The 26,364-nt window shown below is 39.4% G+C and carries 24 protein-coding genes, 1 tRNA gene, 1 other RNA gene and 2 pseudogenes; 18 read left to right on the top strand and 10 right to left on the bottom strand.

The window, feature by feature from the left end; all coding sequences use genetic code 11:
• Positions 1–2: 2 nt before the first annotated feature.
• The 4 genes from tpiA (at position 3) to ISP07_RS01450 (ending at position 2,404) form a co-directional block, all read left to right on the top strand.
• Positions 3–752, top strand: a complete 750-nt coding sequence (tpiA, locus tag ISP07_RS01465) for a triose-phosphate isomerase (protein ID WP_054551699.1) — start codon at positions 3–5, stop codon at positions 750–752.
• Between the two features lies 1 nt (position 753).
• The gene (gene secG, locus ISP07_RS01460; protein WP_054551698.1) at positions 754–1,101 is read left to right on the top strand and encodes a preprotein translocase subunit SecG; all 348 of its coding nucleotides are present in this window, start codon (positions 754–756) and stop codon (positions 1,099–1,101) included.
• Between the two features lie 76 nt (positions 1,102–1,177).
• A tRNA-Leu gene (locus ISP07_RS01455) sits at positions 1,178–1,262 on the top strand.
• A 197-nt stretch (positions 1,263–1,459) separates the two neighbouring features.
• Positions 1,460–2,404: a general glycosylation pathway protein gene (locus ISP07_RS01450; RefSeq protein WP_138601582.1), complete on the top strand. Its 945-nt coding sequence runs from the start codon at positions 1,460–1,462 to the stop codon at positions 2,402–2,404.
• Between the two features lie 42 nt (positions 2,405–2,446).
• On the opposite strand, the gene ISP07_RS01445 is transcribed toward ISP07_RS01450, so the two are convergent.
• Complete coding sequence (locus ISP07_RS01445; protein WP_171041491.1) at positions 2,447–2,599, bottom strand: hypothetical protein; 153 nt, start codon at positions 2,597–2,599, stop codon at positions 2,447–2,449.
• A complete protein-coding gene (locus ISP07_RS01440; protein ID WP_228290473.1) occupies positions 2,599–3,441 on the bottom strand; it encodes a VOC family protein in 843 nt (280 codons plus the stop codon). The genes ISP07_RS01445 and ISP07_RS01440 overlap by 1 nt, the downstream gene beginning before the upstream one ends.
• 387 nt (positions 3,442–3,828) lie before the next feature.
• Here ISP07_RS01440 and ISP07_RS01435 point away from each other — a divergent pair, with 387 nt between their 5' ends.
• Positions 3,829–6,051, top strand: coding sequence for a TonB-dependent receptor (locus tag ISP07_RS01435; protein WP_138601584.1), 2,223 nt, complete (start codon positions 3,829–3,831; stop codon positions 6,049–6,051).
• Positions 6,052–6,092: 41 nt separating this feature from the next.
• Here the strand turns inward: ISP07_RS01435 and ISP07_RS01430 are convergent, their stop codons facing one another.
• Complete coding sequence (locus ISP07_RS01430) at positions 6,093–6,461, bottom strand: hypothetical protein (protein ID WP_138601586.1); 369 nt, start codon at positions 6,459–6,461, stop codon at positions 6,093–6,095.
• Positions 6,462–6,510: 49 nt separating this feature from the next.
• Between ISP07_RS01430 and ISP07_RS01425 the strand changes: the two genes are divergently transcribed.
• Both ISP07_RS01425 and ggt read left to right on the top strand, forming a co-directional pair.
• Positions 6,511–7,056 (top strand): GNAT family N-acetyltransferase, encoded by a 546-nt coding sequence (locus tag ISP07_RS01425; protein WP_138601588.1) that lies wholly within the window; start codon positions 6,511–6,513, stop codon positions 7,054–7,056.
• Positions 7,057–7,132: 76 nt separating this feature from the next.
• Positions 7,133–8,791, top strand: coding sequence for a gamma-glutamyltransferase (gene ggt / locus ISP07_RS01420; RefSeq protein WP_138601590.1), 1,659 nt, complete (start codon positions 7,133–7,135; stop codon positions 8,789–8,791).
• Between the two features lie 221 nt (positions 8,792–9,012).
• Here ggt and ISP07_RS01415 read toward each other — a convergent pair whose 3' ends face one another.
• Positions 9,013–10,215 (bottom strand): aromatic amino acid transport family protein, encoded by a 1,203-nt coding sequence (locus tag ISP07_RS01415; protein ID WP_082389182.1) that lies wholly within the window; start codon positions 10,213–10,215, stop codon positions 9,013–9,015.
• Positions 10,216–10,620: 405 nt separating this feature from the next.
• Between ISP07_RS01415 and ISP07_RS01410 the strand changes: the two genes are divergently transcribed.
• On the top strand, positions 10,621–11,526 hold the full coding sequence (locus ISP07_RS01410) for a DMT family transporter (protein ID WP_138601592.1): 906 nt from the start codon (positions 10,621–10,623) through the stop codon (positions 11,524–11,526).
• A 21-nt stretch (positions 11,527–11,547) separates the two neighbouring features.
• On the opposite strand, the gene ISP07_RS01405 is transcribed toward ISP07_RS01410, so the two are convergent.
• On the bottom strand, positions 11,548–12,426 hold the full coding sequence (locus tag ISP07_RS01405; RefSeq protein WP_209326707.1) for a flagellar protein MotY: 879 nt from the start codon (positions 12,424–12,426) through the stop codon (positions 11,548–11,550).
• Positions 12,427–12,642: 216 nt separating this feature from the next.
• On the opposite strand from ISP07_RS01405, the gene rnt reads away from it, so the two are divergent.
• Entirely contained in the window at positions 12,643–13,323 is a 681-nt protein-coding gene (rnt, locus tag ISP07_RS01400) for a ribonuclease T (RefSeq protein ID WP_138601594.1), read from the top strand.
• On the opposite strand, the gene ISP07_RS01395 is transcribed toward rnt, so the two are convergent.
• On the bottom strand, positions 13,307–14,932 hold the full coding sequence (locus tag ISP07_RS01395) for a FapA family protein (protein WP_138601596.1): 1,626 nt from the start codon (positions 14,930–14,932) through the stop codon (positions 13,307–13,309). The two genes, rnt and ISP07_RS01395, sit on opposite strands and share 17 nt — an antisense overlap.
• A 278-nt stretch (positions 14,933–15,210) precedes the next feature.
• Between ISP07_RS01395 and ssrA the strand changes: the two genes are divergently transcribed.
• The 3 genes and pseudogenes from ssrA to ISP07_RS01380 form a co-directional block, all read left to right on the top strand.
• Positions 15,211–15,569: a transfer-messenger RNA gene (ssrA, locus tag ISP07_RS01390) on the top strand.
• A 109-nt stretch (positions 15,570–15,678) separates the two neighbouring features.
• Entirely contained in the window at positions 15,679–16,344 is a 666-nt protein-coding gene (locus ISP07_RS01385; protein WP_209326560.1) for a hypothetical protein, read from the top strand.
• A gap of 43 nt (positions 16,345–16,387) precedes the next feature.
• Positions 16,388–16,729, top strand: a pseudogene (locus tag ISP07_RS01380) (tyrosine-type recombinase/integrase); the annotation flags it as partial.
• Between the two features lie 3 nt (positions 16,730–16,732).
• Here the strand turns inward: ISP07_RS01380 and ISP07_RS01375 are convergent.
• Positions 16,733–17,218: a hypothetical protein gene (locus tag ISP07_RS01375; RefSeq protein WP_209326559.1), complete on the bottom strand. Its 486-nt coding sequence runs from the start codon at positions 17,216–17,218 to the stop codon at positions 16,733–16,735.
• Positions 17,215–18,354 (bottom strand): AAA family ATPase, encoded by a 1,140-nt coding sequence (locus tag ISP07_RS01370; RefSeq protein WP_209326558.1) that lies wholly within the window; start codon positions 18,352–18,354, stop codon positions 17,215–17,217. The genes ISP07_RS01375 and ISP07_RS01370 overlap by 4 nt, the downstream gene beginning before the upstream one ends.
• Positions 18,355–18,928: 574 nt before the next feature.
• Here ISP07_RS01370 and ISP07_RS01365 point away from each other — a divergent pair.
• The 5 genes and pseudogenes from ISP07_RS01365 (at position 18,929) to ISP07_RS01345 (ending at position 23,933) form a co-directional block, all read left to right on the top strand.
• Positions 18,929–20,221, top strand: coding sequence for a hypothetical protein (locus tag ISP07_RS01365; protein ID WP_209326557.1), 1,293 nt, complete (start codon positions 18,929–18,931; stop codon positions 20,219–20,221).
• Between the two features lie 307 nt (positions 20,222–20,528).
• A pseudogene (locus ISP07_RS01360) lies at positions 20,529–20,873 on the top strand (tyrosine-type recombinase/integrase); the annotation flags it as partial.
• Positions 20,870–21,568, top strand: a complete 699-nt coding sequence (locus ISP07_RS01355) for a hypothetical protein (protein ID WP_209326556.1) — start codon at positions 20,870–20,872, stop codon at positions 21,566–21,568. The pseudogene ISP07_RS01360 and the gene ISP07_RS01355, both read left to right, overlap by 4 nt.
• A gap of 408 nt (positions 21,569–21,976) precedes the next feature.
• Positions 21,977–23,515: a DUF2235 domain-containing protein gene (locus ISP07_RS01350; RefSeq protein WP_209326555.1), complete on the top strand. Its 1,539-nt coding sequence runs from the start codon at positions 21,977–21,979 to the stop codon at positions 23,513–23,515.
• Positions 23,516–23,525: 10 nt separating this feature from the next.
• Positions 23,526–23,933, top strand: a complete 408-nt coding sequence (locus tag ISP07_RS01345; protein WP_209326554.1) for a hypothetical protein — start codon at positions 23,526–23,528, stop codon at positions 23,931–23,933.
• An 83-nt stretch (positions 23,934–24,016) separates the two neighbouring features.
• Here ISP07_RS01345 and ISP07_RS01340 read toward each other — a convergent pair whose 3' ends face one another.
• Positions 24,017–24,733: an enoyl-CoA hydratase/isomerase family protein gene (locus tag ISP07_RS01340; protein WP_209326553.1), complete on the bottom strand. Its 717-nt coding sequence runs from the start codon at positions 24,731–24,733 to the stop codon at positions 24,017–24,019.
• 204 nt (positions 24,734–24,937) lie between these two features.
• On the opposite strand from ISP07_RS01340, the gene ISP07_RS01335 reads away from it, so the two are divergent.
• Positions 24,938–25,711 (top strand): sulfite exporter TauE/SafE family protein, encoded by a 774-nt coding sequence (locus ISP07_RS01335; RefSeq protein ID WP_209326552.1) that lies wholly within the window; start codon positions 24,938–24,940, stop codon positions 25,709–25,711.
• Here ISP07_RS01335 and ISP07_RS01330 read toward each other — a convergent pair.
• The gene (locus ISP07_RS01330) at positions 25,704–26,342 is read right to left on the bottom strand and encodes an SDR family oxidoreductase (RefSeq protein WP_209326551.1); all 639 of its coding nucleotides are present in this window, start codon (positions 26,340–26,342) and stop codon (positions 25,704–25,706) included. The genes ISP07_RS01335 and ISP07_RS01330 overlap by 8 nt on opposite strands.
• Positions 26,343–26,364: the final 22 nt, after the last annotated feature.

Raw genomic sequence — 26,364 nt, 5'->3', positions numbered from 1 at the left:
TAATGGCAACACGTAAGCCGATGGTCGCAGGTAATTGGAAAATGAACGGCTCTTTAGAGCTTGTTGAACAGTTATCAACTGCTATTAAAAATGTTCAAACGGATGAACTGGATATAGTGGTGTTTCCACCATTCCCATTGTTGAGTTCTTTGCAGCAACAAAATGTCACGTTTGGTTCGCAAACAGTCTCTGAAAATCAAGCAGGTGCATTTACGGGTGAAGTAGATGCTCAGCTAGTCAAAGACCTAGGCGCAGCTTATACGTTAGTTGGCCATTCTGAACGTCGTAGCATTTACGGTGAGTCAGATGACGTTGTTGCAGATAAGTTTGCGCGAGCGCAGCAAGTTGGCTTAACTCCTATCCTATGTGTGGGTGAAAGCGAGCAGCAACGTGAAGCAAACGAAACTGAATTAGTGGTTGCAGCTCAAATTGATGCTGTAATTAGCAAATTAGGTGTAGCAGCACTGAAGAATTCTGTGGTAGCATACGAGCCCGTTTGGGCCATTGGCACAGGTAAGACTGCCTCTCCTGAGCAAGCGCAAGCCGTGCACAAATTTATCCGTGAGAAGATTGCTTCTTCGGATAGCGATGTAGCACAGCAGTTAACCATCTTATATGGTGGTAGCGTAAATGAAAAAAATAGCGAATTATTATTTGCACAACCAGATATAGACGGCGGCCTTATTGGAGGTGCGAGTCTTAAAGCAGATTCATTTACTGCTATCTGTGAAAGTGCAAAAGGGACCGTATAAGATGTACGAAATTTTATTAGTAGTTTATTTAATTGTTGCTTTAGCATTAGTTGGTATGGTTTTAATCCAACAAGGTAAAGGCGCAGATATGGGTTCATCATTTGGTGCTGGCGCTTCTGGTACCGTGTTTGGCTCATCAGGTGCTGGTAACTTCATGACTAAAACAACAACAATCTTAGCAACGATCTTCTTCGTACTAAGTATTGTTCTAGGTAACCTTACTGCAGGTCAAATCAAAAAGACTGATGAGTGGGAAAACCTAGAAGCTGCGCCAGCTGTTGAAACTGTAACGCCAGCACAATCTGATGTGCCTGCGACAGAAGATAAAACGTCTGACGTACCTAACTAATTAGCTTTGCTAATTAGCGTTAAGCAGTTTTCATTCCTCAAGTAAACTTAAAGCTTAACAACATACAGAATTGTATGCGGATGTGGTGGAATTGGTAGACACGCCATCTTGAGGGGGTGGTGGCTTCGGCCGTGGGGGTTCAAGTCCCCCCATCCGCACCAAAATTAAAAAGCTGTAACTCACTGAGTTACAGCTTTTTTCGTTTTAGTGCTTCATAAAACAAAATGCGCACCTTTATAGTGCTTTTATTCTAATGTCATTCCCGTGCACGAAATTAACTAATTGATTATTAATAGAAATAAAAATTGGAGTCTTCCTTGCTTAACTAGAGTTGATATCATTACTTTGAGGAAGCAAGATGGCCAGAATGAGTTATTTAAGTGCTATAGAACGATATGAAGAGCAACAACAGCTTATTCATGAACTGCTTCTTTCTATACTTGCCAGTGTTCAGGCATCGTTGACTAACAAGCAAGCCTATCAACAGCTCGTCAATCAATATCCATTTCTAGAATTGCAATATTGCTTGAATGAACAAGGCATTCAGCAAGGTGATAATGTCTGCTTTAAGCGTCAATACAGCAAGAAACTGGGTCATATTGGAGCAGGGCAGGACTTAAGTGCTCGGCCTTATTTTTTACTCGCTTCTGCTACGCCGGAGCCGCACTTTACATCGCCGTATATTTCCACGGCGACAAAGCACTTGTGTATTTCTGTTATTAAAACAATTCCTGCAGGTAATAATTTGCAGCAGTTCTTAGTCATCGATGTGTGTTTAACAGAACTGATTGAATTTATTATGGGAGACACCAAACGAGCCAGAATGACACCTTACTTTAAGGTAGGTTATGGCTTGATTGTCACTTGTTTGTTTTGCTTGGTGTTCTATCTGTTATATAAAGTGTTTGCTGGAATGGTGGACTTAGTGATTAGCGAAGACACCCAGTCAGACCCGCTTAAACCATTTACTATTATTATCTTTGTTACTTTAGCGTTGGCTATTTTTGATTTAGGTAAAACAATTCTAGAAGAAGAAATCCTCATGCATAAGGATATTTTTCGCCACAGCTCAACAAGACGTACGATCACACGCTTTATCTCAACAATTTTGATTGCAGTATCGATAGAAGCCTTACTAACCATGTTTAAAGCAGCACTCGGGCAAACTGAGAATGTTATACCTGCTGTATTGATGATGTTTGCTGTGGTAGGTCTGTTGATTGCACTGGCAATTTACGTTTACCTAGGCGCCAAGGCTGAAGATGTACTGACCCAAGTGCAACGCTTAAAAGTAAAACACTAATGAATAGGGCGCTTTGTTTAAAACGCAGCGCCCTGAAATTGATTAAAGTGTACCGCCAATGCCAATACTTGGGTTAACGTACACAGGACCTACTTTAAATGGCGCATTAATATCTAGGCTTGCATAGGGGGTGCAGGCATTTAAAGTTAATATTGCAGCTGCAAGAGCAGCTAGGCGAACTATTTTTTTATTCATTACATTTGCTCCTGAATAACAATACCAGCACCGGCTGGATCACGAATAATTGCGACACTGCCACTTCGTACTTTGTCACTTGGTGCCATCAATACGATGCCGCCTGCCGAGGTTACTTTTAATGGGGTTGCATCAATATCGGCTACTTTAATGTAATTCACCCATGTATTACCAATCTCGGCATCTGGTTTTTTTACAAAGCCAATCGCAGGTTTGCCATTTAAGGCTAAGTAACTGTAATTGGCATTATTAAGCGGTTTACTTTGTGCTGAATAATTACCAAGTGATTGGTAAAAGGCTTTACTTTGCTCTGGGTTATCACTCCATACTTCTTGCCAAATCCAGCTGTTATCAGTTTGCTGAGTTTCAGGGTCACCACTAACTGTATTGATCAGTGAAAAAACAGCCCCTTGGGGGTCTTCTAATACAGCAATAGTGCCACGGCCTTTAATTTCGGTACTGCTTACTAAGACTTTACCTCCGGCTTTGATAGTTTTTTCACTAACGCCAGCGATGTCTTTACTACTGATAAGGCTCAGCCAATGGCTGGCATTTTGTTTATTATCAAGCTCTGCCATACCAGCAATTAATTTTCCATCTAATGATGCCAGCGTGTAGCTGTCGTTAACGGCTTGAAATTGCCATCCAAACACGCTGGCATAAAATGCTTGAGATTGTGCCAAATTAGGTGTGATCAAATCATGCCACACTACGTGACCTGAGTTCTTTGTTCCTGAATCACTGATTGCGGGTAGTTCGCTTGAAGAAAGCTGGCAACCGGTCAATGAGACCGCAGCGACTGCCATTAAAATTGCAGCACGTAAGGGGGTGAGTAATTTCAAAATTTGCTCCTTGCAAAATGGGATCAAATAAAAGCATAGACTATTACTTGTTTGAAATTCAATCAAATTGAAGTGTTACGATAGAATAATCTAACTACTACTAAATGCGTGGGAATAGGATAAATTTATACTGCTGTTATGTTACTCTTTGAATTTGCGCAATAATTTTAATTGCAATAGTCATTTAATTGAAGAGATTATTCAAATTGTCATACATTTAATTGTTTAAATTAATATAATCAGCATTAAATTAAAAAAATTATACATATTTTCACAAAACTGACATATAATACCCCTCCAGAGGAAAGATGCTTACACCTAAGCGTCTTTTTTTATGCCTGAAATTTACGGGTAAAAATACACACACGGTATCCTTTGGAGTTTTAATTGAAATTACGTCACCTCTCACAGTTAACTGTAGCTATTGTTGCTGCATTATCTACTTCAGCCTTTGCTGAGCAAGAAAAAACCACTGCTAAACAAGATGCTTTCGAAAAAATCGAAGTAACAGCGCGTAAGCGTACAGAAAGCATTTTTGAGTCGCCAACAGCAGTGACATCAATCGGTGAAAACCTGATTGATAAAGCGAACATGAGTAACCTAGAAGACATTGGCAAATACGTACCTAACCTAAACATCACTCGTTACGGTGTAGGTAATGCGGCACATGCATCTGTATTCATTCGTGGTATTGGTTTACAAGACCATGTGATCACAACTGATCCGGGTGTAGGTGTTTACTTAGATGGCGTTTACCTTGGTCGCCAAATGGGCTCTAACTTATCATTACCAAATGTTGAGCGTGTAGAGGTATTACGTGGTCCACAAGGTACTTTGTACGGTCGCAACACATTAGGTGGTGCAGTAAATATTATTACTAAGCAACCGGGTGATGAAGGCATTGTGACTACAAATGCAAAAGTAGGTAGCCGTGGTCGTTTAGCCGGTGACGTTTACTTTAATAACAGCCTTACAGACACTGTAAGCATGTCGGCAAGCGTGTCTTATAAACAACGCGATGGTGTAGGTGAAGCGATTAACCTTGCTAACCCAGAGAAAGAAATTGGTGAAGAGCAAGAGTTAAGTGGTCGTATGGCGCTTAAATGGCAAGCAAACAGCGACTTATCTTTTGTGTTCTCAATTGATGGTGTTGATAACGAATCAGGCCAATCACCATACACAATTGAGCTAACGGCGCCACTTGACCCGAATGACCCATTCAATGGTGATTTCCCATTACTTACAGAAGACATGTTACCGAGCGATCCTGATGATTTAGCAACGACGGTAGCGGGTATTGAGTCGACGGCTTACTCAGGCTGGGGTACTTCATTAACAGCTGATTGGGATATCAATAACACCTATACAGCTAAGTTTATCACAAGCTACCGTAGCTCAGAATACGAAGGGGGTCTTGATGATGACGCTGTTGCCCTTAACTTATCAGAGTTCCCTGAAGAAGGCGGTGCAGATCAATATTCATTCGAAATCCAGTTAAATGGTAGCTTCGATAATATGGACTTTGTGTCTGGCTTATACTTCTTTAATGAAGATGGCTTCACAAGTTCTGGTCCGTTTGTATTTAGCCCATTCAACACACCAGATGGCCTTTTGAACGACGGTACTACTGCGTCTTTTGGTGATTATGGTTACTTTGATATCAACCAAGAGACTAACTCATACGCAGCTTATATCAATGCAAGCTATGACCTAAGCGACGATTTAACAGTGGGCGGTGGTCTGCGTTATTCGAAAGATAAAAAAGAAGCCGATGCCTTATTCCCAACGTTTGCAACACGCAAATACGTAAGTGCTGATTTTGATGCAGTAACATGGGATTTAAATGCGTCTTACCAGCTTAGCAATAACATGAACGTGTATGGCCAAATCCAAAAAGGTTATCAAACAGGAGGTTTCCCACCGCGTCCATTTGGTGGTCCTGATCAATTTGTTTCTTTCGATGAAACAAAAGCAATTAACTACGAGCTAGGCCTTAAAGGTCAAGTACATGAAGACGTATCTATGATGCTTGCGGTGTTTGTTACTGACTACACAGACCTAGCATTACCATTCTCAGATCCAACTGCAGGTGGCGGTTTCGTTACTATCGTAGAAAATGCGGGTGAGTCTAAAGCACAAGGTATCGAGCTTGAAACAACAATTGCATTTACAGATGACTTTACGCTTCGTAGCGCAATTGGTTACCTAGATTCAGAAATCACAGAAGTAGATGACGGTGTATTAGGTATTGGTAAAGGCGACTCACCAGCACTAACACCACGTTGGACTGTGATGGTCGCACCTTCTTATTTCATCGATTTAAGTAACGGTGGCACAGTGGCAGTAAACGCTAACTACTCATACCGTAGCGATATGCAAGGTCAATCAGTTTACAACCAAAGTGAACACATTGATTCTCGTGAATTAGTTGGCTTTAACATCTCTTACTTAAACCCGAACGGTGACTTTGAAGTGACTTTTTACGGTGAGAACGTGTTAAACGAAGTATACGATGTGGGTCGTTTACAACAATCTGGTTTTGTTGGCGTAATGCGCAGCAACGACCGCAGTGAATTTGGCTTAAAATTCAAAAAAGAATTTGAGCTTTAATTACTAACAAAAAAGGGCAAGTAAATACTTGCCCTTTCTTTTTAATTATTTTTCTCTTGCTCGCGTTTTTCGCGCGCTTCTCTTAATTCTTCAGCCAGTTCTTTTGCTTTTTGTTTGGTTTTTTCAGAAAGCTCACCAGCCGCTTCTTTACTCTCAATCCATGCATCTAAGGCAATTTCTTTACCGTCATCATACATGCTTAAGCCCATCTTTTTACTTTCTTCGAGTAACTCTTGCAGTGAGTCGTCGTTAAACTCATTGGTGGCGTCTTTTACGTCGCTCCAAGCATCATTTAGCGCTTGCTTTACTTCCTCTTTTGCTTCGCTGGCATCTTTCTTGGCTTGCTCTGCATCTTCACAACCTGTTAAGGCAATACAGCCTAATAAAACTAAGCTTGCTAATTTGTTCATATTTTTCTCTAATGGTTAATTAACTATTAAGCAGTATAAGCAATAAAAAATGAATATAGCTAGAACAGCACGATTAAGTTTTCGGTTAATGGATGAAAATGATGCCGAGCTACTTTATGAGCTCGATAACGACCCTGAGGTAATGAAACATCTCACTCGCGGCAAAGTATCCAGTATGCAGAGCATTAAAGAGGTGTTTATTCCGCGCTTGAATGCGTATCGAAATGAGCAAAAAGGCTGGGGGCTTTGGCAAGTAAACATCATAGAGAGCAATACCTTTATCGGTTGGGTATTAGTCAGGCCCATGGGCTTTTTTGAACAACCTGATTTTAGTGATTTAGAAATTGGCTGGCGCTTTAAAAGAATGAGCTGGGGCAAAGGCTATGCGTCTGAGGCAGCACTTGCCATTGCTAAAGCCGTAAGCGAGCCAGAAGAAGTAAAGTCGCTCAGTGCCACAGCACTTAAAGATAACCTAGGCTCAATAAAGGTGATGGAAAAGCTGGGCCTTAAGTTTGTAAAAAACTATACCCATCAAGATGAGCAAGGTGAATTACCTGCAGTACTTTATTCATGTCCTAAAGAGCAGCTTAGCTAAGTTAATCGTAACTAATTGACCTTATGGGTTTCACATGTCTAAATGGTTAAAATAACATCAAGAAAAAGGAAGTACCATGGCAAGTTTAGTCAAATACGCGGCACATCTATTTATCGTTACCGCGATATTCTTTCACCCATCAAGCTTTGCAAAGCAAGCGGCCGTCGCTATGCCAGATAGTTACAGCAGTGATACGGCGCGCGCTATTTTAGAGCAAGGCGGCAACGCCGTTGATGCGGCAATTGCGGCACAGTTTGTATTAGCGGTTACTTTACCTGAAGCCGGTAACATTGGTGGTGGCGGGTTTATGCTGATCCAAAAAGATGGCAAAGGTGATTTTATTGATTACCGCGAAACAGCCCCTGCTGCAGCTCATCGCGATATGTACCTTGATGATAAAGGCGATGTTATTGATAACATGTCTGTGTATGGTATTCACGCAAGTGGTGTTCCGGGCAGTGTTGCTGGTATGTGGCTTGCCCATCAAAAGTACGGCAGCTTAGAGTGGAAGACTCTGCTAGAACCTGCAGTTAAATTAGCTGAACAGGGCTTTATTGTGCACCCTAAGTTAGCTGCGAGTATCGAGCGTTACATTGCGCGAATGGCCAAAAAGTCGGTGAACATTAACTTTGCTGATTACTTTGCCGATGCCAAAGCAAATAAGGTATTTAAGCAGCCGGAACTTGCCGCCACACTGAAACGAATTCGTGATCAAGGTAAAGCTGGTTTCTACGAAGGTGAGACAGCAAAGATCATAGCGTCATTTATGAAGCAGCACGGCGGCATTATTACTGAGCAAGACTTAAAAGCTTATCAAGCTAAATCGCGTACACCGATTAAAGGTAATTGGCGCGGTTACGAAGTGCTCACATCGCCACCGCCAAGTTCAGGCGGTATTGCTATTTTACAATGGCTAAAAATGTACGACTTGGCAAAGCCAAAAGGAACGCTTGAGCACAACTCGACCACCTATGTTCATATTTTGGCTGAAGTAGGTAAACGCGTATTTGCCGACAGAGCTGAATATTTAGGTGACCCAGATTTTTATGAGGTGCCAAAAACAGCTCTACTTGCAGATGATTATCTTAGTAATCGTGCAAGTACAATTCGCCCAGATGCCATTTCGACAACTGAGAACATCAAACCGGGATTACACGAAAGTGAGCAAACAACGCATTTTTCTATTCTAGATAAGTGGGGCAATGCCGTTGCGAATACCACGACCATCAACTTAAGCTTTGGCAGTGGCGTGGTTGTATCAGGCGCAGGGTTCATTTTGAATGATGAAATGGATGACTTTAGTGCCAAGCCAGGTGTGATGAATGTATTTGGGGCAATTGGTGGCAAAGCTAACGAAATCCAACCTCATAAACGCATGTTGAGCTCAATGACACCGACCATTCTACTTCAGGATAATAAAGTTAAAATGGTAACTGGCTCTCCGGGTGGTACCACGATTATTAGCTCTGTGTATGAGTCTATTTTAAATGCGGTTGAATTTGATATGACTGCAGAGCAAGTGGTAGACAGCCCACGCTTCCATCACCAGTTATGGCCTAAAAATGTGATTAGATACCACACAGGTCTTGAACCAAAGGTTGTTAAAGCGCTTGAGAAGATGGGTTATACACTTGATGAACGCCATTTTGGTGATATGCATGTGATCATCAATAAAGACGGTAAATTAGATGCAGCTTCTGAAGCATCTGGCCGAGGTAAGGCGATGGTGTTTTAATTATACCAATCCGCAATAATACTTAATCATTTTGAGGGATTAAACCTGTCGCTACCTGCGTTAAAAATTTCTCATTTAGAACAACTAAATAACGAAATTTTTGCCTTGTTATCAACAAGGTTTTCTTGCCTCAAAATAGACTATTTAATTAAGCGAATTGGCATTACACCTTAAACACAGGTACAAAAAAAGCACCCTCGGGTGCTTTTTTTGATGGGCTTTTAACCAATCGCTGGAATAAGCCCTGCCATTTGTAAACCTTGAGCACTAATAATAAGCACACCAAACAGGGCGGCCAGTGCTAAACCAATGTTACCGCCTTTAACTTGGTAACCCGCATCAGGTTTGCTGCTTCGTTGCTTATAGACCATAGCAACCGGTAAAAACACCGCTAAAATAACCAGCGCAATGGCGGCGTAGCCAAGTGCCATAATAAACCCTTGTGGATAGAATAGCGCAAAGCCTAGCGGTGGAATAAAGGTGATCAAGGCTGTTTTGATACGATCTTTACTACCATCACCTTTTTTAAATGCATCAGCAAAAAAGTCGAACAAGCCTAAACTCACCCCTAAGAAAGACGTGGCTAATGCTAAATCAGCAAAAATGTTCACAGCAGTGGCAACGTGTGGGCTGTGAGCAATGCTAGCAACACTGCTTACAAAACCGGGTAACCCTTGGCTTTGTAGTAAATCACTTTGACTCATCATACCTTGGCTAAGTAATTGCCAAAAAATGTAAATTACTAAAGGCAATGCTGCACCTGCCACCATTACTTTACGAAGTGTTTTGATATCTAAACCCACGTATTTCACAATCGATGGAATAGAGCCATGAAAACCAAACGAGGTAAACACCACTGGGATTGCAGATAAAATCAGACCTTGTTCAATTGGCATTTCAAGTAAGTGTTGGCCATGAACATAAGGTGTCAGCATATAAAATAAGCTGGCTAGTACGCATACTTTAATAGTGAACAGTACGCGGTTAAGCTTATCGACTTTGCTGGTACCGAGTGTCACCACAGTACCAATCACAACAGCCAGAATAACTGAGCCAACTTGCGGCGCTAAAGAAAGCGATAAACCATTGTTGAGCTTTTCTTGTAATTGCGCACCACCACCTGCGATATACGCAGCGCATAATGCGTAAAACAAAAACATCACTGAAAAGTTAGCGACCCATTGCCCACGTTTACCTAACCATGACTTAGCTAACGTATTGAGGGTTGCATCTCTGTCGGCATATTGATGTAGCTCTAGCATCAGTAATGCTGTGTAGGTCATTAAAACCCATGTAAGTAAGATAAGTGATAACGCTGTTGTGAAACCAAGCCCTGCGGAGGCGATAGGCAATGCCAGCATCCCTGCACCTATGGTGGTGCCAGCAACAATTAACATGCTACCTATTGTTTTATTTTTAAGCACTTTTTGCCCCTTAAACTTCGTGAGAGGCAAGCAAGATATAACTTGTTTAACAAAACTTAAATAGTTTTGTTATAAATCAAAGAAATTAAATGTAACCTATGATTTACATGTGCAAACAGGCTGTTGAAATCAGCAAAAAACTTTTTGCCAAATAGCATGAGTATTCGTATTGACAAAATCACCATTTAGGCAGATTCTTTAGCTTCTTCAACTTACTTTATTAAATACCATGATGCAGCTAAACCAACGACCAACAAACAATTGTATGCGCCTGACCTCATCAGTCGTATGGTCTGTTATTTGCTGCGGTTAATTAAGTAAGTTTTACTAACCGCGTTCTAAGCGGTTGGTTATTTCCCTTTTAAATTTTCTTCCGCTTTTTCGCCTTTTTAAAGGAATAAGCTAGTGCCTGTTAAAGCCTCATATTTTTTAATGGTGGTGATTTGGTCAACAACACCACTGGGTATTGTTTGGAGTAGTGAAACGGTAGCACCAACCCTGGCTGTGTTTTTACGCATGCTGGTGGGGCTGGTGTTGGCTTCGTTTGTCGTTGCTGTTGCCAATATCCGAGTGCCCTGGCATCGCCGTGCTTTATTCCTTTATGGCTATTCAAGCATAGGTATTTTTGGCGGTATGTTATTAAGTTACATGGCCGCTAAAACAGTGCCATCTGGGTTAATATCATTAATGTTTGGCCTTGCACCAATTTTATCGGGCTTACTTGCGCAAAAGATTTTGAGCGAACCTAAGTTCAGCACCATTAAGCTTGGCGCACTTGGCTGTGCCTTAATTGGTTTATTTTTAGTAAGCCAACGCCATATTCAAGGGGGAGTAGAGCAGCTTAGTGGCCTGTTATATGTATTTATGGCAGTGTGCTTTTTTAGTTTGAGCGGTGTGATGATCAAACGGGTAAGAATTGCTATTCATCCAATGGCTACCACATTTGGCGCGTTGGTTTTTGTAACCCCGCTGTTTTTTATTACTTGGTTGCTGGTAGATGGCCAACTTAATAGCCAGATGTGGAGTGCAAAATCACTGTACTCAATTGTTTACTTAGGCGTGTTTGGCTCACTAATTGGTGCGCTGGCGTATTTTCATGTATTGCAGAAGTTGAACGCAAGCACGGTCGCATTAACAACCTTGATCACACCAAGTTTTGCAATTGCGATTGGTGGTTTGCTTAATGATGAGCCCATTGACCAAGCTCTGATTGTTGGCGCGACCATCATTATGATTAGCCTCGCATTTTTTCAGTTTGGCGATAAGTGGCTAAAGCGCTTTAAACGTGTGAAGTCGGTAGAAATGAGTTAAAGCTAGTAGCCGCTTCGGCGGCTACATTTTTGCAATTTGAATGACTAAACGACGGTTTTTGTTTCGGTCTAAAATGTTGTCGTTGCTAGCAACATGGCGCTTTTCACCGTAACCATCGGTATCTACTTTGCTTTCATCGACCCCTAAGCTAACAATGTAATCCTTAATCGCTTTAGCGCGTTTTTTTGATAATTCGAGGTTGTTCCAGCGACCACCGTAGCTGTCGGTGTAAGAAGATATTGAAATAGATTCGATGTTGGTGTCGTACTTTAAGTATTCGCCAATTTTATCTAAGCGTTTTTGTGATGATTTAGTCAGTTTGCTGGTATTAGGCTCATAGTTCATCACTGTGAACGAAATATCTTCAAAGCTGTATGGCAGCATTGCATCTCGGCACTGTAAAAACGCCCAATAGGCTTGCTTAAAGTTGACACTCGATAAACCAACGGCAATTTTATCGGCACTGTTTTGCCAGTCTTGGTAATAAAATGTCGGTTGGTAACCTTTTTCTAGTTCGGTGAGCATTTCCCAAGCAGTTTTGTTACCAAGCTCGCCGTCAAACTTACGTAATAGCTTCATGTTTGCTAAGTCGCGAGCAGGCATACCTGCACGCCAACTAGGTGGTACGGCTTTTAGACCAGCAATACTGTAGCTGTCTGGGCGTACGACCATATCAAGGTTAAAGTTTACGTCTTTATTTTTACTGGCAGTGGTGCTGAAAATTGCTTCACCATAGTAAGGAACTTCATGATTTAATTGGCATTCTAAACGAGATGTTTTAACCATTTGCCAGTTCGACATATCAGCATTAGCGGTATACTCACGCATGGCTGCATGCGCATTTATACTTGCAACTGAGGTTAATAGGCCTAGGCTTAAAGGAAGTAATGAAAGCTTCATCACGGTAATTCTCCAACAAATCATCAATGCCAAATAATTGGCAATTTTTGTGTTTAATTGCTTCAGCATACTAAACACAGGGCTAGCTGATTAATATAAAGCAAGTAATGTGCCTAAAAACTCAGTAAGAATCTGCGATTTCACACTATTTACTCTAGCAGAGTAGCCGTGGTTTTTGACATAATAGCCAGCTTACACTGGCAAACCAAGAAGACTATGGAAAATACTGAACAAACTCTTTTCGCAAAACGCTTTCGTGGCTTTTTTCCTGTTGTGATTGATGTTGAAACCGCAGGTTTTAATAAAGAGACCGATGCGTTATTAGAAATTGCTGCATCTGTACTGAAAATGGATGACGACGGCGTGTTAAGTATTGATCATACTGTGCATTTTCATGTTGAGCCATTTGAAGGCGCGAATATTGAACAAGCGGCCATTGAGTTTAATGGTATTGATCCTTTTTCTGCGCTGCGTGGTGCGGTGCCTGAAGAAGAAGCGATTAAAGAAATTTGTAAAGTCGTGCGCAAGGCACAAAAAGCAGCGGGTTGTCAGCGTTCAGTGGTAGTAGCACACAATGCAGCGTTTGATCACGGCTTTTTAAATGCCGCCATTGAGCGTTGTAAAATTAAGCGCACGCCATTTCATCCATTTGTTAGCTTTGATACCACATCATTGGCAGGCCTTGCACTAGGGCAAACAGTATTAGCTAAAGCGTGTAGGGCGGCAGGGATTGAGTTTGATAATAAACAAGCTCACTCAGCATTATATGATACTGAGCGCACAGCAGAACTGTTTTGTTTAATCGTTAATCGCTGGCAACAACTCGGCGGTTGGCCATTGCCTGAAACTGAAGCGACAGAAGAGGAGCAAGACTCAGCCGTTAAAACGACTGAGTAATTTTGCCTTCAAAAAATCGTACCATGTTAGGAGGGTAAATACGTGAAAACTGTTTACTCTCTTGCGCTATCTTAAGCTCCACCCCAGGATGCATTAATTCATTCACTTTTAAGCGGCTTGTTGCTAATAAGCGCGCAATCTTAATTTTCACTAAGTGTTTCTTTTTCTTCGTGCTGGCTGTTTTAATTTTAATTTGCTGTTCGCTGGCAGTGATCTTTTTAATATAATGCGCACGTTGAGCTGGGTCGGGTATTTTATTGGCCTTTTTGCGTGCTTGCTGTAAAGCTGCTGCTTTCGTCATTAATAGTTTTTCAAAGTCATTAATTTGCTGCTGCTTTTGGCGTAAATCATGCCAGTACTGAGCAATGAAAACCCGTGTTTTAGTGCCTGACGGCGCACCAAGCTCACCGGTTTCGATTCGCATCGCATCTAAAATATTGCCACCAATAATTTTGCCTCGCGGATTATTGGCTTTGCCAACGCGAATAAGGCGACGAGCGCTTAAATCACAATGCAAAGCCTGGCGTTCAATGAATAAATCTTGGTCTGTTTTTATATGGCAGTACTGAGCATAACCAACAGAGATAGTGCGCGAAGCCGTGATGTTACAGGTAAAGTTTTCAACGTTTTCACGCTTTCTGCCAACAGCCCCAAGCATCACGGTGACTTCACTTTTACTTTCAATTGTGGCTGATTCAACAAAGCCTAATACAGTGATATCACCCGTTGCTTTGACGCGCATTCCATCTTTTACATCACCACTGATAATGACACTGCCATCAAATTCGACATGGCCCGTACTTACATCAACATGATGAAAGCACAATACATCGTCCACGCGCATACCGCGGGGTAGGGCAACAGGCACGCCTTTAGCATCGGCAATTAACATATTGCTATTGTTTGGATCGATACGCGTTCCTTCAAATGGCTCAAGAGGTAAGTCTTTACCGGACTTAGCTGGCATCACATCACCAAACACCGTAAAGCCATCTTCACCAGGTGTTGCAGGCACTCGTTGCATTAATGGCGTGCCGGGTTTAACGGTAATAATGGCACCTAAATTACGCATGTCGACTTTACCGCCTGAGGTCGCTTGCGGGCTAAGAACGCGGTCTTGTGCTGTTGAGCATAAGCGCACGAATTTAGCATCAGTGCCTTCTTTAGGCATTCTGCCATGGGCAACAATTGCGCTGTAATGGGCGCCGGGTGGTTGCTTAAATTGTTGGCCTAAAAAAGTATCAAGGGCACGTAAACTAATGCCTTTAATCACTCCCGCCTCTGCAAGCACCTCTTGCGCCATATCCATGCTAACAATTTTACCGCCACGGGCTGTTGTTAGGCTTGCTTCAACCACCATGTTTTTAGCATCGACTTTTACTTCAAGCTGAGCATCAACGGCTTTAGCAACCACTAACGATTGGCTTTGATATTGGCTGCTAGGGATGAACAGCTTACCTATATTGGCATCAATATATTCGTAGTTGGCATAAGGCGACTGCTCAAGTAATTCAATTAATTGAGAACTCGTAGTAGGAAAACCCGCATCACGAGGATGCTCACACAAAGAGACATAGCCGCTTTGTTCATCGAATGAAAACATCGACATCTGAAAAGCCCTGTAAAAAACTGCCTGTTATTATAGTTATGTGTTGTTACAGGTTATTTTTGGAGAAGGGTAACAACGTTTCCTATTTCAGCACAACTTTTGTACTATGTTAAGGATTTGTATGATTAAAATGTGAAAATATGTATAAAAACTGATTTTTCTTGCTTGAAATTTCAGCAGTCAAAGGCACTTAGCAAAAATTTCCCGATTAATGCCTTGAGTATGAACAGGCTACTCAGTTATACTGCACGAACACTCTGAATGAGATACCAAATTCAGGGGCTGATTAGGATTCGACGGAATTCAAGACGCCCGAGGTGCATGTCGAGGTGCGGTTGGCCTCGTAAAAAAGCCGCAATTTAAAGTAATCGCAAACGACGATAACTACGCTCTAGCGGCATAATAGCCCGCTAGCACTTCTCCGGTGTATGTCTGTGGACCCGGTTCTGAAGTGTCACCCTACACGGACTCGCTACGGAAACCCTGGCCGGGGTTGAAGGGCTAAAACTAAGCGGCCTCGCCTTTGCAGATCGTGTTCGTCCGAGCTGTATAAGGTTAACTAAAAGACGATACTAAGCATGTAGTACCAAAGGTCGAGGCTTTTCGGACGGGGGTTCAAATCCCCCCAGCTCCACCACTTTAAAGTGATATAAAACAGCCAGTTAGAGCGTTAAGCTTTAACTGGCTTTTTTGTTTCTAAATTGCTTGTATAGTAATGCTACAACAATTTTTTCAATGATGAGCAAATGGAAAAAATCCAAAAAATAACTTTAGCGGCATCATTTATTGGAATGACGTTGTCACTTTTATATTTATTTGGTTTCTGGGGAGCGTTTAATGTAAATATATTAAACTACATTACCCTTGCTGATGTTTTAAAGTATGGTCTATACCCAATATCTACATTTGTCGTTCTTGTTCTCATAATTTATGTGCCCTTAGCTATTATTGAGATGACCTTTCCTCAAAAAGAGGATGAAAGCACTCCAGAGGTTGAGTACAAAAAAATTAGAATTTGGTCAGGTTTATTTTTGGCTTTCCTCACTCTGCTAGTTGTCTTATTCATTAATGATTGCATAGAATTCATGACAATAACTATGTTGTTACCTTTTGGGGTGACTTTTATTCTTATGAATTTACCTTTTTTCAGGAAAAAGTTTCCATTCGCACTCTATAGATTTTTCATACTATCTTTAAATTTAGTTCTAGTTTTTAATTCTTATCCGATGGGATATAAAATAGCTGAGATAAGAAAAAATAAGAGCCAACAGCTTAAAATCGATGGAGAGGTTTCAAATTACACGTATATTGATGTCACTGATAAGTATTTATTTCTTTGGAACAAAGAAACTAGCTCTTTGAAGGTTGTAAAATTAGATAGTATTTCTAGCTTTGAATATAGTGTGAATTAATTTCATTGTAACCTTTAACTATTAGTTCTCTATATTGGATGGCTACCGCATCATCTTTATTAATACCAAGGGTAAAAAGAACCGAACTGTACCAATAAGTGAGTAGCTTTTTAATGAGATCCCTAAAAAGTCTGGGCCACTATTTGCTGTTTTTAGAAAGGCGTTTGAAAGGGCGGTAAATAAAACAGATATTAATTTACCTAAGGGGCAGTGTAGCCATGTTTTAAGGCATACTTTCGCGAGTCACTTTATGATGAACGGAGGTAATGTTTTAGTGTTACAACAGATACTTGGTCATGCAAAGATTGAGCAAACTATGGTTTACGCGCACTTTGCACCAAGTCATTTAGGAGACGCAATCAGATTAGGTCCAAAAATAAACTAGCGATTATTTGTAAAAATTATGGTCCTTATCTAGAAAAACAATATAAAAAGTGTTCGAACAGAAATTATAGGAGGATTTGTTTTGCTCCTTTTTGTTAAAATCATCTGGAATAACAAATCCTATTAACCTAACAGAACCTTCTAACCTAAATCTAGCCCACTTAGCTTGGTGAGGAATATGCTTGGGTTGAGTAAAGTCAGATTTTTTTGGAAAAGAACCATAAACCTCTAAGACGTGGTTTTTTCCTTGTCCTATTTTTTCTTTCTCCCATTGTACTAAGGGCTTTTTTGAATAATTAACTAACTTATCAAGTAGCTTTTGTAACTGTACTTCAGTCCAATCGGAAAAGTTTTGGCCAGCAGGTTGGTCGTGAGTAAAATATGAAAAGTTAAATTTGCACAAACTAGCTATTTTATCTTCAGGGCTATCAAGGCTAGCTGTAGGGAATCGATCTAGGAAACTTTGTTTTCTGTGATTTTTGAAGCTCATAGAACAGGAACTCCACCCAATTTACCGCTATTATATGCTGGTAAAATTGCGCGATCATTTCGTAATATATCACTCGGTATTTCATCTAATCGGTATGCAAAACATTCATTGTTTTCTTTTTCAACAAGGTAAGTTCTATATTTCCCCATATATTCCATAATTTCAGAATTGTGAGTTGTGAAAATTAGTTGGGCATTCTTTGGATTATTTTCTGGGCAATCAAAAAGACCTATTAATTTAGGTAAAATATGAGGATGAAGATTAATATCAAATTCATCGATACATAAAACCCCACCAAGTTTTAAAGCATTTTGATACTTACCTAATTGAGTGAATAGCGATTTTGTACCACTTGATACTGCAAATATTGGTAATGGATATAATTCACCACTCACTTCATGTATGAAAAGAGGGGTATAAATAACTCTCCCAGTTTCTTGATCATCTTTTTGTCGTATTACAATATCACTAACACCGGTATCACTTGCAACAATGATATCTTTTGTAAAATTAAACATTTCTTCATTGTGATACAAAACTTTAGATATTTGGTTTATATCAGGAAAATGCTCTACTAGGCCACCGTAATTAACGTTATAGGTGATAGAGTCAAAAAAACAGTAAACATCTGACAACGAGTCCATCAAATCTAAGTCATATTGTTTAAAAGAACTGATAAAAGAAGCGTTAGTTCGTAATTTCATTGACGCGAGTTCAGAAAACTCCGAAATAAGATGAGTAAATTCATTTTTTTGTCGTTCTATTATTTTTACTTTTCTATTATTTTTCCTATAAAGAACTTCACTGAGAACTTCGGTATCAGTTAAAGATAGCTCGTAGCTGTATTCACAATTGTTCCATATGAATTCAATGTAGAACTCAATAGGATTTTGATTTCTAAAAAAAGGCTCTACTCTTATATAATCTTTAGGTTTGTAATCTTGAAAAGAGTCAGTACAAAAGTCACTTATGAATGATAAAGCCTTCAACAAATTTGTCTTACCTGAGGCATTTTTGCCTTTTACGCACAGAAAATCAGCGACACCTTTTTTAGATACTTTTTTTGGAACTCTAAAGCTAACAATACAACCTTCCTTGAACCCAAAAAAGTTCTTTAAGCCATATTCTAAAATCATTTGGTGATAACCTCATATCTACGAATTGAAACAATACGGATGATAGAGAGGTTTACCTAAATTAACAAGCTAAATAGGTTTTTTTGACGAAAAACGTCAAAATTATGTGTTTAGGCTGTAAGTTTTATTGACCAGTCAGTGACCACAAATAATAGTTTGCATTAGATTGTATAAGATAACATTAGAGGTTAACTACTTGATACTAAAGTAACTCATTGTTTTTATTAGTTACCTATAACAATCGAGGCTTTTCGGACGGGGGTTCAAATCCCCCCAGCTCCACCAAATATGAAAAAGGCTGCTCTCAGAGCAGCCTTTTTTATTGCCGTTTATTTGTGATGTCATGCTTTAGTATAGTCAAAATAACATTTCTATTAACGTCTCTTATCCTTCCACTATATTTCAAAAAACATTGTGATAATAAAGTTAACATCAATTAGTTTGCTACAGTCGAATTTATCTGTATATTAATAAATCTGCCCGCTTGTGCTGTAACTTATTATTTTGACATCAGAATTATTAGTAATTTTATCTTGAATTTAAACAGGGAATATAAAGTTAATAGGAGAATTAAATGGATTTTAGAGAATTAGAAGAAGATGAAAGTTATATATCTAAAGAGCTTTCGCTAGAAAATAAAATTGAGAAAAGTGAAGATATCAAAAAGCTTTATCCAGAATTCAAGTTTTCAGAAACTTACGGTTTAAGAAGTAACGAGATAAGCATTTCTAATTATTTTCCATTATTCGAGCAAGTAATTTTAAATATATATCCTGCTGAAAATAAAGAAATATTTCTGTATTGGTATGGTATAGATTTTGATAATTTTCTCGAATTAGTAAAGCTTAATGTTATATTGCCAATTATTTGTTACCCGTTCCAAAAATACCCTTCATTTTTTCTTGAGCTTTTTAAAATAAAAAGGTTTCCACGGTCAGGTAGATTAAGGGATTATTATGAAGTGAGAAGAGTAAAAGAAAAAGAACCTATTACTGAAATGGTTGATTCTGTTTTTCAAGGTGTAGATTTAAGTTATGCAGCCAATGAACACTTCCCTAAGTTTAATGGCACTCAGACAGAGAAAATTGAAACATTCAAGTCATCTTTTTGTTCAGATTTATATGATTTTAACTTACTGGATATGGATGAGCTTGCAACTATCATACTTGATATAGCAAAAAAATTTCCATCAGAAGCTTATGGAGTTTCGAAAAACTATTGTGACTTATTGACCAGGCCAATTTTTGAAAATGGTGGTGGTGTTTGCTCTTTTACAGATGAGTCAATGAATATTGCAAAGCGCTCTTATCTTAAAACCAACTCTAAGTCATTCTTTTCAAATTTAGGTTACCTTGAAGCACCAAAAGTTAGAGCTGTTGAAATGTTTTTAGGTGTTGATCCAACAGAGCTTCATAATTTTTACTCTAAACCTGTTTCGTTAACTTTCCCTGCAAAAATGGAAGATGCTTCGTCATATATTGAGTTTTTACGTGAAAATGACCTTATCAGAGAGATGCGGGCATTTATTCTTAAATCTAAGGAAGAGGTGATATCGCAGAATGACATAGATGATATGTCTACTTTGGGGGCTGAAATCTCAAGGCAAATAAAGTTAGATGCTGATAAAATAGGAAAAATAGCAGATCTTTGCACATCATCAATCTATCTAGGTTCCACAGTGCCATTGATCGCAGCTCCATTGATAGAAGCCAAAGCAACAGCACAAGTTATCGCTAATTTAATCTATGGTTATATATCAAGTAATCATGTAGCAATTAGAAGTAAAATTAGAGAAAAGTCAGCCAATGCAGCAATAGGCCTGCTAGGTAAACCAATAGCAACTTTATATTGGAAGTCTAAAAATTAAGCCAGCGAAGAGCTGGCTTAATATTTAATTTATTTACTACCACCACCAGAGCCACCACCAGTGCCTGGGTTACCACTACCATGTCCTGAAATATAATTGATCATAATAAATCCTCGTGTATGTTGTGCTTCTATTTTAAGTTAGTTCAGTAAATATTGGGTGTCAAAATTAATTTCGATAATAAAAGTCATTTTTTTATTTTATATTTTAACTGTATTTTATTTTATATCGCATATTTTTACTAATTTTAATCTTTTTTAAAGGAATATAGTTTTAAAGTTCTCTAGTTATACATTGAGATGATAGCTACCGCATCACCTTTATTAATACAAAGGGTAAAAAGAATCGAACTGTACCAATTAGTGAAAAGCTGTTTAATGAGATCCCTAAAAAGTCAGGGCCATTATTTGCAGATTGTCGAAAGGCGTTTGAAAGGGCAGTAAATAAAACAGATATCAATTTACCGAAGGGGCAGTGCAGCCATGTTTTACGACATACTTTCGCGAGCCACTTTATGATGAACGGCGGTAATATTTTAGTCTTGCAACAAATATTAGGTCATGCAAAGATTGAGCAAACAATGGTTTATGTGCACTTCGCACCAAGCCACTTAGAAGACGCTATAAAACTAGGGCCAAGGATTTTCAAATGAGCAAGGGTTTTGTTCGATACGACCAAGAGGTCAGAGATTGTAATGATGAATATGACTTTTATTCTAAATACAGAAGTGGAATAGATGAAAGTGAATTAAAAAATTCAGAGGCTTCAGATAAGGCGGTTCTAACAATATCAAGCGTAGCAATTGGATTATTGTTCAACTATGGTAAAAGTAGTGCTGGTACTGAGAATGAGACAATGCTAGTAATTGGGTGGTTTCTAATTGCTACTTCTATGGGCTTTGTGATTCTTAGTATGTACTTTAGTGGGTGGTTATTAGGAAAGAATAGAAAAAAGGTTGATCTAATTTTATCTGATAGAGTTGAAATAATTAAGCGGTTATACAAATACGAAGAAATTGCAGAGACAAATAATTTTAAGATAAAAGAAGTTAAGATAGAAAAAGTAGATTTTACTCATTCAACAAAAGTAAATATTTGGACGAAGCTCTTTCATTATGGAGCTCCAGTATTATTACTAATTGGAATAGTATCAATTGGGTTTCATTTTAAAGCTACACTAAAAAATACTAATAAAGCTGAAGGCCAAGCACAGAGTAAAACTAATGAGATCAGGTTTAATTCAGTAAATATAAATACATTTAAGGAGAGTTGCAATGGAAGAACAAGACCGGAGAATACAAACACCACCACCACCACCACCACCGAGGAAGCCAGAGAAACCAAGTAGATAATTGGAGATTTACTAATATGTCAGAAGAAAGACCATTACAAAAAAACAGTGTGCCACCGCCATCACCAGCCCCAAGGATGCCACCACCAAGAAAAGACAGTAAATAAACTGTCCAACTTATGTCCATATTCAAAAGATGGGGGAAGATCAAGCTAGATTAGGTAAGACAGTAAGTTATTGAATTAAATGTAACTTACTGTTTTTAAATGTAAGATATAACAATTGAGGCTTTTCGGAAAGAAGAGTCGGTTTTCAGCTCCATCAGAGATGAGTTCTCCCAACGTTATTTATATAAGCTAAATAATAACACCTATGTATTTAACTTTATCAGTTCAAATTGTTGATCAATTAACAATTGTAATCTAAAGATAGATTATATTAACTTTTAAAGACAAGGATGTACTGATGGCTAATTTAATTATTTGTTGTGATGGAACGTGGAATAACCCTCGCCAAGAAGATAACGGCATACCCGCACCTACAAATGTTGTAAAGCTTTACCATGCTCTAGCAAAAGAAGATGGCATAGGGGAGCCACAAAAAACATATTACCACCCTGGGCTTGGCGGCGAAGAAACCGGGTTAAAAGATTCGATTATTGATGGAGCTTTAGGAAAAAGCATTAAGCGCCATATTTGTAGTGCTTATTACTGGTTGGCAAATAACTATTGCGATGGTGATAAGGTTTATATATTTGGTTTTAGTCGCGGCGCATTTACAGCAAGAAGTTTAGGTGGGCTACTTAACAAAGGCTTGCTTGATTTTAGCAAAATAAAAAAAAGTGAGGAACAATGGGAGCATGTTCATAAGCATTTTGATAACTATAAATCAGATGTTGAAACTATTAAACCCAGCCAGTTTTTAAATCACAAAGCTGCTCTAAAAATTCATTTTATCGGTGTATGGGATACCGTAGGGGCGCTAGGTATTCCTAATGATATGGAGCTTTTTAACTTATTAGATAATCCTGCCTCATGGCGTTTCCACGATACCAAGCTTGGCGAACATATAAATATTGCAAGGCATGCAATGGCTATGGACGAAAAAAGGAGTAGCTTTTGTGTTACTCGCTGGACTAAGTATGCAAGTGATCGTGACGTTAAAGAAAAATGGTTTCCGGGGGTGCATTCTGATGTGGGTGGTGGATACAGCGATACTGACTTATCAGATATAACACTTGAATGGATGTTAAAAGAAGCAGCCGAAGCTGGGTTAGCTTTTAGAGACGGAATATTTGAACAATTGAAGCCAAATCCCGCAGGCGTATTGCACAACTCTTATAAAGGCATTTTTGCTAAGTTTAGATCACGACCTCGAAATGTAGACTGTGTTGTTGCTGAAAACCAAGCGCATTTTCATGAAAGTGTGTTTCAACGACAAGCAATTTCGCCGATAGAACATCCTGAATATTGGCCAACAATAAAATTAGCAAAAAATGAATCTACACAAGTAAATATCTTTGCAAAACAGCATTGGACTCCGACTTATATTTATATGAAAGAAGGGGAGCAATATATATTTGAAGCTGAAGGATGCTGGCAAGATAGCAAAGATGTCTGCGACTGGTTAGGGACAGAAGATGGCAAGTTAACAGCTGGCGATATTATTAGGTTTGCATCGTCTATTTGGGGGATGACAGAGCGCAAATTTAAGCAAGCAACAGAAAATAGGTCTACAGATTTCTGGGGAACCAAGCGTGTAGAGCATATGCCTTGGTTTATCGCTGTGGGTTGCATTGCTAATGACTCAAATCAAGAAGAAGCAGTACCACATGATGGCAGTCCTCATCCGCATCAATATGTTGCGCTTCCTAGGTATCAAAAAAAACCGAACGCTTTAAAAGTTAAATCGTCAGGGTATTTTTATGCTTTCCCTAATGATGTTTGGTCTCTGTACCGTAATAATCAAGGAAGCATTCAACTTAAAGTAACTCGCGTTTTATAGAGGGGGTGAAATGGATAATTCAGTTAATTTAGTAGAAATTTTCCAAATGTTTCAGGCCCAATACTCTCAAGTTGATAAATTATGGAACTATTTTGGGATCGTCAGCCTAGCTGTTGCAGGGTTTACTATAGGTAACGAGAAAGCGACTCGTACAATCACAGAGCCAATAGCTATTGTTATTGGCTATTTAGCTTTTTGTGTGGGCAACTATACAGCATTGATTGATGGGCACAAATTCCTAGTTATTTTAGCCGAAAGATATAATGAAAAGGCCTGCTCTTATGAGCTTGATTATCTAGAAGTTAGTTCTGTGTTATATATTTCGCTTTTTTACTTTTTTGTTGTTATTACGTTTACTTTAGCTATTTTAGTAGTCTCGTATTCGAGGCTCAAACTTAAGCAACATGATAAAGGCTAAATATCACTTAGGCCTTATAAGAGTAATTTAATGTAAAAGATTAAGAGAAAACCCTTAAGTTTTGGCTTAAGGGTTTTTATTTATCATACAACCAACTGAACGGCATCAATAATCGGTTTGTTTTCGGTATCAATGGTGTCGATGATGTGTTTGTGTAGGCGCTTTTTGTGCTCGGCGAAAATCGCGCGTTTTTTATCGAACTGGCTGGCAAATTCGAGGGCGGTATTAAATAAGGCTTCGTTGTCTGGGCAAGCTTGTTCAATAACATGATCCGTGGCAAGTTCGCCTGCGGTAACGCGGCGGCCAGTTAGCATCATCTCGTTAAAACGATAGTCTGGAATGGCTTTTTTAATGAAGGCGAGCATGCCCGGTAAAAACGGGATTGATAAATCCACTTCAGGGAAGCAGAAAAAACCACGGTCGCTTTGCATAAACCTAAAATCGCAAGCGCACGATAAAATGGCGCCATTACCAAACGCGTGGCCATTAATTGCTGCAATTACTGGCATTGGGAAGAGTAATAGGCGTTTAAATACCGCATCCATTGAGTGCATAAAGCCACTTACTTCAGCAAATTTTTGTGTTTTTATTGCGGGCATAAGCCAATCGCTATCTATGCCCAAACTCCATGATTTTTCGCTGCTTGAAGTGATCACCAGTGCTTTGTGTTCAGGGTTACGTTCGATTTCGTCAAGGCAAGTTAAAAAAGCCTCTGCAAAAGCAGGATTATGGCGATTTTCAGCTGTTGTCATAGTTAAGATAGCAACAGATCCTTGTGTACTTACATTCATCAGTGTCATGCTGTGCCTTCAATTTTATTGTGTTGTGGGCATAGTTATAACTCATAGGTTTAACAAAATAAACTACAAGTCTGACCAGTTTTGAGTTTAGGGTACTTCTCTTTTGGTTGATATGGTCTTTTAGTCGAAACTATTTTCCAATATATCGCTAATAGTGGTGAGTCATGATAGCGTTAGCTCAAACACACTATTTAAAGCGTAACAATGGATTTGATCAGTTGGCAGTTTTTGGGTGGAGATTTATTAAGTCCGATCAGCACTATAATGCTCATTGTGGTTGCGGGCTTTACTTCAATGGTTTCAGCGGCTTTTGGTGCGGGTGGTGGATTAATGCTGTTGGTGATCATGGCATCCATGCTTCCTATGAGTGTGGTTATCCCTGTCCATGGGTTAGTGCAGTTAGGCTCTAACGCAAATCGCTTTTTATTTACGTTTAAGCATATTGATGGCGCTATGTTTGTGTACTTCTCACTAGGGGGAGTCATAGGTGCGCTGGTTGCCTCAACGATTGTCACATCAATTCCCCTTGAATTAATGAAAATAGTGGTCGCTGCCTTTGTGCTTTATTTACTGTGGGGTGTGACGCCAAAACTCAGAGAAACTTCAAAGTTATGGCGTGTTCTCGCAGGGCTTTGGACCACGTTTATTTCGATGTTTGTAGGGGCAAGTGGGCCTTTAGTTGGCAGCTGCTTATACGTAAATAATTATAATAAGCTTAAATTTACCGCCACTTTCTCAAGCTGCATGACAGTACAACATACCTTAAAAGCGATTTTATATGGGGCTGTGGGGTTTGCATTTTGGCAGTGGTTGCCGCTGGTTATGCTCATGATATTGAGCGGTGCTTTAGGCACTTGGCTTGGCCTTAAGTTATTGCACCGCATTTCGTCAGATAAATTTAAAAAGATTTTTCGTTTAGTGTTAACAGTGCTTTCCCTGCAACTTGCGTGGCAGGGAATAAGCTTTGCTATTAATTAGCAGGAAATAACTCATCGATTGACTTATCACCATTAAACAACTCAAACACTTGTGGTTTTTTCGGTGTATGTTCAGCAAGGTATAGCAGGGTATTTGCTACATCTTCACGGTTGATAACCGCATCTTGGCGCGTTGCAGGGCGCGTGGTGGTTAATCGCCCCGTTGCTGCATCATCTAATAGCGTGCCGGGTCTGACTATACTGTAATTTAATTCGCTATTGATTAAATGTTGGTCAGCCATGTGCTTTGCAACTAAATACGGTATTATACTGCTTTCAATGTTGTCTGGGGCATCAGCACCGATTGAGCTCACCATAATAAAGTGCTTAACCTTGGCATCTACCGCATAATTAATCGCTTTAACTGCGGCCCATAAATCTATCAGTAAGGTTTTATCTGCACCTGTTGCACCACCAGATCCAGCACTAAAAATTACTTGTTCAACCCCTTCGAAGGCACGACTAAAATCGTTTTCGAGGTCTTGCTCTACAATCGTTAAATTATTACTTTCAAGCGCAGTCAGTTTGCTTTTGTCTCTAACCAGAGCCACTACATCATGACCGCTTGCCAGCATTTTTTCGGTGGTCATTTTACCTATTTGACCTGTTGCGCCAATGATTAAGGTTTTCATATCAAACTCCTTCTAATTGCTG

It is taken from the genome of Pseudoalteromonas sp. PA2MD11 (genome assembly GCF_017808125.1).
GTDB lineage: Bacteria > Pseudomonadota > Gammaproteobacteria > Enterobacterales > Alteromonadaceae > Pseudoalteromonas > Pseudoalteromonas simplex.
The sequence above is the reverse complement of the archived record's forward strand: the minus strand, read 5'-3'. Positions and strand labels throughout refer to the sequence as shown.